The organism is Streptomyces coryli (assembly GCF_011044975.1).
GTDB lineage: Bacteria > Actinomycetota > Actinomycetes > Streptomycetales > Streptomycetaceae > Streptomyces > Streptomyces coryli.
Window position 1 is genome coordinate 1 of sequence record NZ_JAAKZV010000255.1, and the last position, 11,130, is coordinate 11,130.

Annotated in this window: 12 protein-coding genes; 4 read left to right on the plus strand and 8 right to left on the minus strand. The window is 72.7% G+C overall.

Going from position 1 to position 11,130, the window contains the following annotated elements:
* Positions 1-254: 254 nt before the first annotated feature.
* Complete coding sequence (locus G5C51_RS34875) at positions 255-932, minus strand: SanA/YdcF family protein (protein WP_165243653.1); 678 nt, start codon at positions 930-932, stop codon at positions 255-257.
* Positions 933-983: 51 nt separating this feature from the next.
* On the opposite strand from G5C51_RS34875, the gene G5C51_RS34880 reads away from it, so the two are divergent.
* Entirely contained in the window at positions 984-1,448 is a 465-nt protein-coding gene (locus G5C51_RS34880) for an HIT family protein (protein WP_338118413.1), read from the plus strand.
* Here G5C51_RS34880 and G5C51_RS34885 read toward each other — a convergent pair.
* The 6 genes from G5C51_RS34885 to G5C51_RS34910 all read right to left on the minus strand — a co-directional run bounded on the left by G5C51_RS34885 (position 1,429) and on the right by G5C51_RS34910 (position 6,589).
* On the minus strand, positions 1,429-2,694 hold the full coding sequence (locus G5C51_RS34885) for a cytochrome P450 family protein (protein ID WP_165243657.1): 1,266 nt from the start codon (positions 2,692-2,694) through the stop codon (positions 1,429-1,431). The genes G5C51_RS34880 and G5C51_RS34885 overlap by 20 nt on opposite strands.
* Positions 2,691-3,938, minus strand: a complete 1,248-nt coding sequence (locus G5C51_RS34890; protein WP_206314660.1) for a cytochrome P450 — start codon at positions 3,936-3,938, stop codon at positions 2,691-2,693. The genes G5C51_RS34885 and G5C51_RS34890 overlap by 4 nt, the downstream gene beginning before the upstream one ends.
* Entirely contained in the window at positions 3,935-4,558 is a 624-nt protein-coding gene (locus G5C51_RS34895; RefSeq protein WP_165243659.1) for an ATP/GTP-binding protein, read from the minus strand. Before G5C51_RS34895 ends, G5C51_RS34890 begins: the two co-directional genes overlap by 4 nt.
* Positions 4,536-4,928 (minus strand): DUF742 domain-containing protein, encoded by a 393-nt coding sequence (locus G5C51_RS34900; RefSeq protein ID WP_165243661.1) that lies wholly within the window; start codon positions 4,926-4,928, stop codon positions 4,536-4,538. The genes G5C51_RS34895 and G5C51_RS34900 overlap by 23 nt, the downstream gene beginning before the upstream one ends.
* Positions 4,925-5,416, minus strand: coding sequence for a roadblock/LC7 domain-containing protein (locus G5C51_RS34905; RefSeq protein WP_165243663.1), 492 nt, complete (start codon positions 5,414-5,416; stop codon positions 4,925-4,927). The genes G5C51_RS34900 and G5C51_RS34905 overlap by 4 nt, the downstream gene beginning before the upstream one ends.
* Positions 5,417-5,527: 111 nt before the next feature.
* Positions 5,528-6,589, minus strand: a complete 1,062-nt coding sequence (locus G5C51_RS34910) for an ATP-binding protein (RefSeq protein ID WP_240930130.1) — start codon at positions 6,587-6,589, stop codon at positions 5,528-5,530.
* A 176-nt stretch (positions 6,590-6,765) separates the two neighbouring features.
* On the opposite strand from G5C51_RS34910, the gene G5C51_RS34915 reads away from it, so the two are divergent.
* Positions 6,766-7,545, plus strand: coding sequence for a sulfite exporter TauE/SafE family protein (locus G5C51_RS34915; protein ID WP_165243665.1), 780 nt, complete (start codon positions 6,766-6,768; stop codon positions 7,543-7,545).
* A 16-nt stretch (positions 7,546-7,561) separates the two neighbouring features.
* The gene (gene cutA, locus G5C51_RS34920) at positions 7,562-7,897 is read left to right on the plus strand and encodes a divalent-cation tolerance protein CutA (RefSeq protein WP_338118414.1); all 336 of its coding nucleotides are present in this window, start codon (positions 7,562-7,564) and stop codon (positions 7,895-7,897) included.
* A gap of 10 nt (positions 7,898-7,907) precedes the next feature.
* Here cutA and G5C51_RS34925 read toward each other — a convergent pair whose 3' ends face one another.
* Positions 7,908-9,995 carry a molybdopterin oxidoreductase family protein gene (locus tag G5C51_RS34925; RefSeq protein ID WP_165243667.1) on the minus strand — a complete coding sequence of 696 codons (2,088 nt, stop codon included), beginning with the start codon at positions 9,993-9,995 and terminating at the stop codon, positions 7,908-7,910.
* Between the two features lie 162 nt (positions 9,996-10,157).
* Here G5C51_RS34925 and G5C51_RS34930 point away from each other — a divergent pair, with 162 nt between their 5' ends.
* Positions 10,158-11,018 (plus strand): sirohydrochlorin chelatase, encoded by an 861-nt coding sequence (locus G5C51_RS34930; RefSeq protein WP_165243669.1) that lies wholly within the window; start codon positions 10,158-10,160, stop codon positions 11,016-11,018.
* Positions 11,019-11,130 lie beyond the last annotated feature (112 nt).

Consider the following 11,130-nt stretch of genomic DNA (forward strand, 5'->3'; position numbering starts at 1 on the left):
GATGAGGGTGACGGTGGGGGTGGGCGCGGTCGCGGAGGCGGGCGGCGCGGTCGTCGCGAGTCGCTGCGCGAGGCGCCCTGCGGCCATGCCGGCACCGACGACGACGACGCGGTGCGAGTGCGGCTCCCGCTCGGTCCCGTTTCGGCTCATGTCCTCGAGCTTGCGGGGCCGCCGTTACCCGGGCGGATCACGGCTGTTTCCCGGGGGAAACGGTGCCCTCAGCGGTGGGGGCTTCGCGGTGTGAGGGGCGTGGGCTAGCGAGCGACCGGCAGCGACTCCTTCGGGCCCAGGAAGCGGGGTGCCGGCGTGAAGATCGCGTCCAGTGCTGCCTTTCCCGCGCCCGGGATTTCGCGGAGGCCGCCGTAGTACCACGACGCGCTGCGGGGTTCCGGGACGCCGATGCCGTACGCGTCGATGCCGGCCGCGCGGCACAGGGCCAGGGCGCGGCGGATGTGGAAGTCCTGGCTGACCAGGACCGCGCGGTGGACGCCGAAGATCTTCTTGGCGCGGGTGCAGCTGTCCCACGTGTCGAAGCCGGCGTAGTCGCGGACCACGCGCTTCGCGGGGACGCCGCGGTCGGCGAGGTAGCGGCGCATGGCGGTGGGTTCGTCATAGGCCTTCGTGCTGTTGTCGCCGCTGACGAGGAGGGCGCGGACTTTGCCCCGGTCGTAGAGCTCGGCCGCGGCGTCCAAGCGGTGGGCCAGATACGGGGACGGCTCGCCGTCCCAGAGGCCCGCGCCGAAGACCACGGCGACCGGCGCCTTCGGCGCGTCCGCCGTGTCCGCCGCCACCCGGTCGCCGGCGGAGACGAACAGCCAGGCCGGCGGAAGCAGGGCGAGCGCGCACACCAGCACCGCGATGCGCAGGGCGCGGCGGCGCGCCCGATGGGTGTGGAAGAGACGCCGGACGGCGATGATGGCTTTCCTGATCAAAGTGACCTCCCCGTGGGAGGTGCGACGCGGTCAGCTGCTGGAATGGTTCCTGTGGCCCGTGATGACTGGAAAGCCGATCGCATCGGCAGCGCGCTCAAAGGCGAGAACCCGACCGTCATGCGACGCCTCGACGGCGGCTTCGCCGTCATCGGCGATGTGCAGTTTCTGCCGGGATACTCCGTCCTGCTCACCGATCAGCCCGGCGTCGACCGGCTGACCGATCTGCCCCGTCCCCGACGGCTCGCCTTCCTCGACTCCATGGAGCGGCTGGGCGAAGCCGTGGAGCGCGCCTGCCGGGCCCACGATCCCGCCTTCCGGCGGGTGAATCTGGAGATTCTCGGTAATACGGACCCGTTCCTGCACGCCCACGTCTGGCCGCGTTACGCGTGGGAGCCCGACGAGATCCGGCCCAGGCCCGTATGGCTCTATCCGCCGGAGCGGTGGCACGATCCCGCCACCGCCCTCGGGCCACAGCACGACGCTCTCCGCGCGCGGATCACTGACCGACTGGCGTGAGCCGGACCGGCAGGACCTGGCGGCTGTTGCCCACGAAGCTCGGGTGGGCGGGGAGTTCCGGCTCCGGGATGGCCAGGTCCAGGTCCGGGTGGCGGGTGAACAGGGCGCGGAGCGCCGTCGTTGCCTCCAGGCGGGCCAGCGGGGCGCCGATGCAGTAGTGGGCGCCGTGGCCGAAGGACAGATGGCGGGCCGACTGGTCGCGGGTCACGTCGAAGACGTGCGCGTCCGGGCCGTGGGCCGTCTCGTCGCGGCCCGCCGCCGTGTAACCCGCCAGCACCGGGGCGCCCTTCGGGATCAGGGTGCCGCCGACCTCCAGATCGCGGGTCGGGTAGCGGAACGGGAAGAAGCTCACCGGCGCGTCCCAGCGCATCGTCTCCTCGACGGCGGCCTCCCAGCCGACCTTCCCCGCCTGCAGCAGCGCCAGCTGGTCGCGGTGGGCGCACAGGGCCCGTACCGCATTGGTGATGAGGTTGAGCGTCGTCTCGTGGCCCGCCACGATCAGCAGCAGCATCGTGCCGATCAGCTCCTGCTCGCTGAGCCGGCTGCCGTCCTCCTCGCGGGCCGTGATCAAGGCGCTGATCAGGTCGTCGCCGGGGGCGGCCGCCCGTATCGCCGCCAACTGGGCCAATATCGCCACCATTTCGCGGTTGGCCGCCACCGCCGATTCGGGGGTGGTGTTGGTGTTCACGATGCGGTTCGAGAGGGTGTGCAGGCGGTCGGTGTGTTCCGCGTCGATGCCCATCAGGCCGCAGAGGACGCCCATGGGGAGCGGGAGCGCGAAGTGGCGGCGGAGGTCGGCCACCCCCGTGCCGTAACCGTCCGCATCCGTCGCCGCCGCCTCCGCCAGGCCGTCCAGCAGGGACGTCGTCAGCTCCGCCACCCGCGGGCGGAGTTCCTCCACCCGGCGCGGGGTGAAGGCCTTCGTCGCCAGGCCGCGCAGGCGGCGGTGGTCGGCGCCGTCCGCCGTCGTCATGCCCGGTACCGTCGCGAAGGTCAGCAGCGGCCAGCCCTCGGGGATTCGGCCCTCCGCCAGCGCCGCGAAGTGGCAGGCGTCCTTGGCGACATCCGGGTGGGCGAGGAAGTCCTTCAGGTCGGCGTGCCGGGTCACCGCGTAGCCCGTAAGACCGCCGGGGAGGGCCACCGGGGCCGCGCCGCCGTGGGCGCGCAGGCGGGCGTTGAGGGTGTGGCGGTCGTCGGCGCCGTCGGGGTCGAGACGGAAAGGTTCGGTTTCCGGCTGCGCTGTCATCGGACGTCTCCCTGGGGGCTCGGCGTGCGTACGGGCAGCGCGGCCAGGCCTGTCGACCAGGGTGAGGTGACCCAGGACAGCTCGGACTCGGGTACCGCGAGGCGCAGTTCTGGCAGGCGGTGGTGCAGGGTGCGGACGGCGGTGCGGGTGATCAGGCGGGCCATGTCCTGGGCCGGACAGGCGTGCGGGCCGGCGCCGAAGGCGAGGTGGGAGCGGTTGCCGGTGACCGGACGGCCGGTGGGCGGCAGCGCCTCCGGGTCGGCGTTGGCGCCGGCCAGGCCGAGGATCAGCATGTCGCCGGTCTGCACCTGCTGGCCGCCGAACTCCAGGTCGCAGGTGGCGTAGCGGGCCGGGAAGTTCTGCGTCGGGGGGTAGCGCCACAGGACCAGGTCCAGGGCGTCGTCCACCGTGAGCGCGCCGCCCGCGAGGGAGGAGCGGAAGGATTCGTCGGTGAGGAGGATGCGGAGGGTGGTGGAGATCCAGTTCACCGTGGTCTGGTTGCCGGCGACGAAGACCACGACCAGGTTGTGCAGGATCTCTTCGTCGGTGAGCTGCGCTTCGTGGTGGATGAGGGCCGAGGTGAAGTCGTCGCCGGGGTGCGCGCGTTTGTGCGCGATCAGCTCCGTCAGGATCTCGGCCATGCGGCGGCTGGCGTTCGAGGAGTCGGCGTTGTGCGCCACCGTGCCGGCTATCGCCTGGACGAGGAGCTGCGCCGTGCGCTCCTCCAGGCCCAGCAGCGCGATGATGACCTCCAGGGGCAGCTTGCGCGCGTAGTGCGGCACGAGGTCTACGGGACGCTGGGCCGTAAAGCTGTCCATGAAGCCGTCGATCAGCCGGTCCGCCGCCTCCTGCACGGTGCGGCGCAGGCCGTGCCCGTCCACCCCGCCCAGGGCGGCGGCCACCGCGGCGCGCTGGCGGCGGTGCTCGCGCCCGTCGGCGTAGAGCAGCGCGGGGCGCCAGCCGACCATCGGCATCAGCGGCGAGTCCGGCGGCACCCGGCCCTCGCGCAGCGGGGTCCAGCGGCGCGGGTCGTGCGAGAAGTGGTGCTCGTCCCCGGTGAGTTCGAGCAGCTCGCGGTGGCCGATGACCAGCCACGCCGGGATGCCGGGAGCGATCGTCACCGGCGCGACCGGGCCGTACTCGGCGCGCAGCTTCTCGTACAGCTCCGGCAGCGAACCACCGTCGAGCCCCGCCTCGTGCAGCGCGGCGCGGGCGCCGCTGCCGGGCGCGTAGGGGCAGGTCATCCGGTGCGCTCCGTGGCGGATTCGATGAGGTGGGTGATGAGGGAGATCAATGCCCGTACGGACGAGGTGTGTTCGCGGGCGTCGCAGACGACCAGGGGGGTGTGGGGGAGGAGGTCGAGGGCGGTGCGCAGGTCGGCTTCGCCGTGCCGGGGGCTGTCCGGGAAGTGGTTGACCGCGACGGTGAACGGCATGTCGAGGTCCTCGAGATGGCCGATCGAGTCGAAGGACGCCTCCAGGTCGCGGGTGTCGACCAGGGCGAGGGCGCCGAGCGAGCCGCGGGCGAGCTCCTTCCAGGCGGGCAGGAAGCGCTGCTGGCCCGGGGTGCCGAAGAGGTAGAGGACGATGTCGCTGTCGAGGGTGATGCGGCCGAAGTCCAGGGCCACGGTGGTGGTCGTCTTCGCCGGTCCCGCCGGGCGGTCGGAGAGCTGTCCTGCCCGGGTCATCACCGCCTCCGTGGAGAGCGGGGTGATCTCCGAGACCGTGCCTATGAGGGTCGTCTTGCCCACGCCCATGGGGCCGACCACCAGAATCTTCGCGGATCCGGTCACACCGGAGTCCACGTATGCCTGATCGGCGACAGCACCGGCGGCCGGGGCCTCAGAGCCGGTTCTCGAGCCCATGGAGCACCTTTCCTAGGACGTCTCGGTACGGGTCGCCTGCGGCGGTTGACTCGCTCGTTGTGAGGGGCGGGCGGGCCTGTATGTGGCCCGCCGCGATGAGGTCGGAGAGCAGGACCTGCACGACCCCGGGGGACAGTTCGAGGTGCGCGGAGACCTCGGCCACGGAGAGCAGGCCGCGGCAGCGGTCGGTGATCCGGCGGTACTCCGGCTGCGTCTGCGGGGGCAGCGGCAGGCCGGTCGCGACCACCAGCGCCTCGAGCGGGAGCGGTTCGGCGTCGGCGGCCCCGGCGGCGCGGCCCCCCGTGATCACGTACGGGCGTACGGGGGAGGCGTCGCGGCCGCTGCCGTCCTGCTGCGGGTCCCACGTCATGAGCCGGGCTCTGGGGATCTGGCCGCGCTCTTCGGCGTCTCGGCGGGCGGGGTCTCGGCGGGCGGGTTCCCGGCGGTCAGCTGGGCGCCGATCTTCACCACCAGGATCTGCATCTGCTGCGCCACGAGGGCGACATCGGCGTCCGCGCCGGTGGCCACCGCGAGGGACGCGCCGGACCCGGCGGAGGTGAACAGCACGTAGCCCTGCGCGGATTCCACCATCAGCTGCCGCACGCCCGCCTCCTCGCCGAGGAAGAGCGCCACCGCGGAGCGGCTGGTGATGGTGAGCGCGGCGCAGGCGGCGGAGAGCGCCTCCGCCTCGCCGCGGCCGAGTTCGGGGATGTCGCCGGTCAGGTTGTTCGCGGAGGCGTGCCCGAGGTGGAGGCCGTCGTCGGAGACGACGACGGCGTGCCGGACGCCGGGGATCCCGGTGATGGGGCGGAGCATCCAGCCGACGTCCGGCAGTGCGGTGAGCCTGGCGGCGGGCATCAGCGGTCTCCTTCGTTGCTGTTGCGCGGGGTCGGGTCGGCGGCGCCGGCGGTTTCCTGCTGGGCCAGGAGGCGGCCGCGGCGGGTGCCGGCGATGACGCCGGCGATGCTGTTACGGGCCGCGTCCGGGGACCACGGGTCCGTATCCGCGGTGGCGGTCGCGGGCTCCTCCGCGGGTGCGCCGCCGGGCGGGCGGCTCCGGCTCGGCGGGCGGCATCGTGAGGAGGCGGTGCGGTACGAAGAGCACCGCCCTGGTGCCGCCGTAGCCGGAGGCCGTCGACAGCTCCACGGTGAAGCCCAGTTCGCGGGACCAGCGGCCGACGCAGGCCAGGCCGAGGCGCGGGACCGCGCCCAGGTCGGTGATCTCCAGGCCGTCGCGGAGCCGCGCGCCCGCCTCCTCCAGGGCGTCCGGCGGCATGCCGAGACCGGCGTCGTCCACCTCGACGACCGCGCCGGAGGCCACCTCCCGAACGGACACCAGCACGGGGGAGGTCGCCGGCGAGAAGTCCGTGGCGTTCTCCAGCAGCTCGGCGAGGGTGTGCATCAGGCCCTCGGCGGCGCCCGCGGCCACGTGCACGCCCTGGCCGCCGTGCACCTCCACCCGCCCGTACTCCACGATCCGCGACTGCGCGCCGCGCACGCAGTCGTAGAGGGAGATCGGCTTGGTGGCCCGGCGGGCCGGCCACACCCCGCACAGCACCATCAGCGTCTGCGCCTTGCGGGTCATCTGCGCGGCCGCGTGGTCGGCGCGCATCACCTCGGAGAGCACCTCGGGATCGCTCACCCGCTGCTCGATGCCGTCCAGGACCCGGCCCTGGACGGTGGCCATCGCGTGTACGTTTCCGGCCACCGTCTCGAAGGCGGCCTGCACCGAGTCGCGGAGGTTGCGCTCGCGGCGGGCGGCCTGGTCGCGCTCGTCCGCGACGGCGGCGGCGCGTTCCAGCTCGGCCGCGCGGGCGGTGGCGATGGCGCGCTGCCGTCTGACCTCCTCGCGCTCCCGCAGCGCCCAGGCGAGGCTGAGCGCCGCGACCGGCACGGTGGCCGCGGCGACGCAGGCCGCGGCGGTGCCGGAGCGCAGCCCGAGCACCGTGGCGACGGCCGCGGCGGAGACGGCGGCCGTGGCGACGGCCCACAGCCAGTAGGCGGTGGCGGAGGCGGTCGGGGAACGGGTCATGAGCCCTCGCAGACGTGACCGAGCCTGTCGGACGGAGCAGATGTTACTGATCGGGAGATCAACTGACCATCGGCAGCTGTGAGTTGACACAGCGCAGTCGCGCGATCACAGCAGTCCCGTCCAGCCATTGATACTCCCATGAGCGGCGGCGGTCCGCCGCATAGGCTCCTGTGATCATGCACGACATATCCCTGGTGACGCTGGTCCTCCTCTGTCTTGCCGCCGGAGCGGCGGGCTGGATCGACGCGGTGGTGGGTGGCGGCGGCCTGCTGCTCCTGCCCGCGCTGCTGGTCGGGTATCCGAATCTGCAGCCCGCGTATCTGCTCGGCACCAACAAGGCGGTGGCGATCGTGGGCACTTCGGCCGCGGCGGTGACGTATGCCCGTAAAACGGTCATCGACGTCCGGCTGGCGCTCCGCATCGGCCTGGCCGCACTCGCCGGATCGGCAGGCGGCGCCTTCCTCGCGGCCGGGATAGACAGCGACGTCCTCCGCCCGGTCATCATGGTCGTGCTGCTCGGCGTGCTCGCCTTCGTGATGCTGCGCCCGGCCTTCGGTACGGCCCCGGCGGGCGGCCCCGCGACGCGCACCAGGGTGCTGGCGGCGATCGGCGTCGCCGGCCTCGGCATCGGCTTCTACGACGGCCTGATCGGCCCCGGCACCGGCACCTTCCTGGTGATCGCGCTGACCGGCATCCTGCAGCTGAACATGGTCACGGCCTCGGCCACCACGAAGATCGTCAACACCTGCACCAACTTCGGCGCCCTGGTGATGTTCTCGGTCCAGGGCACGGTGCTGTGGCAGCTGGCCGCGGTCCTGGCCGTCTTCAATCTCGGCGGCGGCGTGCTCGGCGCCCGGATGGCGCTCAAGAAGGGAGCCGGTTTCGTACGGGCGGTGCTGGTCGTGGTCGTGGTTACGTTGGTGTGCAAGCTTGCCTACGACCAGTGGCTCGGCTGAGCACGGGAGGCGCAACGTGGCCGGTGGCACCGCACCCCAGACCGTACTGACCGTCCTGACCACGACGGACAGCCCCGCGGCGGCCGAGGAGCTGGCCCGCGGCGCGATCGCGGCCAAGGTCGCCGCATGCGCGCAGATCAGCGCGCCGGTGACGAGCGTGTACCGGTGGGAGGGAGAGCTGGAGACCGCCACCGAGTGGCAGGTGCTGTTCAAGACGACGGAGGCGCGGTACGAGTCGCTGGAGACGTATCTGCGCGGGGCGCACACGTATGAGGTGCCGGAGATCATCGCGGTGGCGGTGGCGCGGGGGAGCTACGAGTATCTGGCGTGGGTGGAAGGCGAGGTCGGCTGAGCTGCCGCGGTTACGTCGCCAGTTCCACCCGCACCGCGCACACCTTGAATTCCGGCATCCGGGAAATCGGGTCGAGTGCCGGGTTCGTCACCGCGTTCGCGCGCCCTTCGCCCGCCCAGTGGAAGGGCATGAAGACCGTATCCGGCCGGATTCCCGCCGTGATCCTGGCTGGGGCGACGGCCCGGCCGCGTCGGGAGAGAACCGCGACCGGGTCGCCCTCAGCGGCCCCCACGCGGGCGGCGAGCTCGGGGTGGAGCTGTACGTAGGGACCGGGTGAGGCTTCGTTGAGCTCTGCGGTCCGGCGGGTCTGCGCGCCGGACTGATACTGCGCGAGTACCCGGCCTGTCGTGAGCAACACGGGGTAATCCGGATTGGTTTCCTCCGCCGCCGGACGGTGCGAGACGGGCGTGAAGACCGCCCGGCCGTCGGGCGTCGCGAAGCGGTCCAGGAACATCCGCGGCGTGGGCGAACCGCCCTCCGGACACGGCCAGAAGACCCCGTCCTCCGCCTCGATCCGCTCGTACGAGATGCCGGAGTAGTCCGCCTTGCCACCGGCCGAGGCGCGACGCAGCTCGGCGAAGATCTCCTCCGCGGCCGGCGGGAAGCCGGCAGCCAGCTCCGGCGCCAGCCGCTCGGCGAGCCCGCGCAGCACCGCCAGGTCGCTGCGCACACCATCCGGCGGATCGACGGCCCGGCGGCGGAGCAGCACCCGCCCCTCCAGGTTCGTCATCGTCCCGGTCTCCTCGGCCCACTGCGTCACCGGCAGCACCACATCCGCCAACGCCGCCGTCTCGCTCAGCACCACATCCGCCACCGCCAGGAAGTCCAGCGACTTGATCCGCGCCTCGACATGCGTCGCGCGCGGCGCCGAGACGACCGGGTTCGACCCCATCAGCAGCAGCGCGCGGATGTCACCGCCGAGGGCGTCGAGGAGTTCGTACGCGCTGCGCCCGGGCCCCGGCAGCGAGTCCGGGTCCACACCCCACACCGACGCGACGTGGGCGCGGGCGGCCGGGTCGTTGAGCATGCGATAGCCCGGCAGCTGGTCCGCCTTCTGCCCGTGCTCGCGGCCACCCTGCCCGTTGCCCTGGCCGGTCAGACAGCCGTAGCCGGAGAGCGGTCGGCCGGCGCGGCCGGTGGCGAGGCAGAGGTTGATCCAGGCGGAGACCGTGTCGACGCCCTTCGCCTGCTGCTCGGGACCGCGGGCGGTCAGCACCATCGCGCCGGGCTCGGCGTCGCAGAAGAGCCGGGTCGCCTCGCGCAGCTGCGGCACCGGGACACCAGTGACGCGCTCGACGTGCTCGGGCCAGTGCGCCATCGCCGCGGCCCTGGTCTCCTCCCACCCGGTCGTGCGGGCCGCGATGAATTCCTCGTCGGTACGGGCCTCCGCCACCACCAGATGCAGCATCCCGAGCGCGAGGGCCAGGTCCGTACCGGGACGGGGAGCGAGGTGGAGATCGGCCAGCTCGGCGGTGCGGGTGCGACGCGGATCGATGACGATCAGCTTGCCGCCACGCTCACGCAGCTCGGTGAAGTAGCGCAGCGCGGGCGGCATCGTCTCGGCCGGGTTCGACCCGACGAGGATGACGCAGCCGGTGCGGGCGATGTCGGCCATCGGGAAGGGCAGCCCGCGATCGACGCCGAAGGCGCGATTGCCCGCGGCGGCGGCCGAGGACATGCAGAAGCGGCCGTTGTAGTCGATCTGGGAGGTGCGCAGGACAATCCGGGCGAACTTGCCGAGGCTGTAGGCCTTTTCGTTGGTGAGCCCACCACCCCCGAAGACACCGACCGCATCGAGCCCGTGCGACTGCTGAGCGGAACGAATCCCCGCGGCGATCCGCTCCAGGGCCTCCTCCCAGCTCGCCGGAACCAGCTCACCGGAGGCTTGGTCCCGGACCAGCGGCTCGGTGAGACGGACCGCCGAGTCGAGCACGGCCGGCGCGCTCTGCCCCTTGCCGCACAGCGCCCCGCGGTTGACCGGGAAGTCGCTGCGCTCCAGCACCTCCAGCGAACGGGGCTGGTCAGGGCCCGTAGCCTTCAGGCGCATGCCGCACTGCAGGGAGCAGTACGGGCAGTGGGTATCGGTCGCGTCGCTCATGCGTCCCCATGCTGCGGCGCGAGTGTTACGGACCGGGCCCCGGGCCGATTACGCGGGGGCGTCCGCGTCCTCAGCGGGCGAGGGGGGAGAGTGTGAGCCGCGCTCAACAAGTCGTAAACGCGGCGCAATGGTGCGGCAATCACGGCGCGGCAGGCTCGGTGCATGACAGCTTCGCTGGATTTCTCACCGGTCGCACCGAACAGCTCGCTCGACAGCGCGGGCCAGCTGCTGGGGAGCATAACGACGCAGCTCACCGCCCAGCTGCGAGCGATCACGCCCCCGGAGCGGGGACGCGGCACCGGCGGGGCCGAGCACCGGCCGACGCTCGTCGCCGTCGCCCACGGCAGCCGGCATCCGGCGGCGGTGGGGGCGGTAAGGGAGTTGGTCGCGGCGGTACGGAAGCAGAGCCCGGGCCTCGACGTCCGGCTCGGCCACATCGAGCTGAACGAGCCACTGCTCGCCGACACCCTCGCCGAACTCAGCGGAGAGGTCGTACTGGTCCCGCTGCTCTTCGGCCGGGGCTACCACGTACGCCACGACCTGCCGGAAGCGCTGGCAGCAGCGGCCCCGCAGGTACACGGCGCCGTCGCGGCACCGTTGGGCCCACATCCACTGCTGGCCGCCGCCCTGCACGCGCGGCTGGTGGAGGCCGGCTGGCAGCGATCCTCCGGCGACGGAGTCGTGCTCGCGGCGGCCGGGTCGCGAGCACCCGAGTCGGCAGCGGACACGCGCGGAACCGCGGCCCTGCTGAGCGAGCGCCTGGGCGGGGTGCGGGTGGTGGAGGCGTACGCCTCGGGCCCCGGCCCGCGGGTGGAGGATGCCCTGCGGCGCCTGCGGGGGGAGGGGGTGCGGAACATCGCGGTGGCGTCATGCTTTGCGGCGCCGGGCCTGTTCGCCGATCAGGTACGCGCGGCCGCGCCGGGCCTGGTGAGCGCACCCCTCGGGGCACATCCGGCGCTGGCGCGCTTGGTGTTGGCCCGCTATCACCTGGCGGTGGCCACTGCGTCGAGGGCGGCTGCGTAACGGCTGGCGCCTGGCGACCGCGGCATCCGCGCTGCGCGCGGAATCCTCAAGCGCCGGATGGGCTGGTTAGTGGCCCACCCCGCTCCGCAAAACCGGCCGCCTAACCCAACCC

Bases quoted from the DNA above. Each gene is read 5' to 3' on its own strand.
- G5C51_RS34895 (WP_165243659.1), bottom strand. From the start codon at position 4,558: ATGGGCTCGAGAACCGGCTCTGAGGCCCCGGCCGCCGGTGCTGTCGCC.
- G5C51_RS34915 (WP_165243665.1), top strand. From the start codon at position 6,766: ATGCACGACATATCCCTGGTGACGCTGGTCCTCCTCTGTCTTGCCGCC.
- G5C51_RS34925 (WP_165243667.1), bottom strand. From the start codon at position 9,995: ATGAGCGACGCGACCGATACCCACTGCCCGTACTGCTCCCTGCAGTGC.
- G5C51_RS34910 (WP_240930130.1), bottom strand. From the start codon at position 6,589: ATGACCCGTTCCCCGACCGCCTCCGCCACCGCCTACTGGCTGTGGGCC.
- G5C51_RS34930 (WP_165243669.1), top strand. From the start codon at position 10,158: ATGACAGCTTCGCTGGATTTCTCACCGGTCGCACCGAACAGCTCGCTC.
- G5C51_RS34885 (WP_165243657.1), bottom strand. From the start codon at position 2,694: ATGACAGCGCAGCCGGAAACCGAACCTTTCCGTCTCGACCCCGACGGC.
- G5C51_RS34900 (WP_165243661.1), bottom strand. From the start codon at position 4,928: ATGACGTGGGACCCGCAGCAGGACGGCAGCGGCCGCGACGCCTCCCCC.
- G5C51_RS34905 (WP_165243663.1), bottom strand. From the start codon at position 5,416: ATGCCCGCCGCCAGGCTCACCGCACTGCCGGACGTCGGCTGGATGCTC.
- G5C51_RS34890 (WP_206314660.1), bottom strand. From the start codon at position 3,938: ATGACCTGCCCCTACGCGCCCGGCAGCGGCGCCCGCGCCGCGCTGCAC.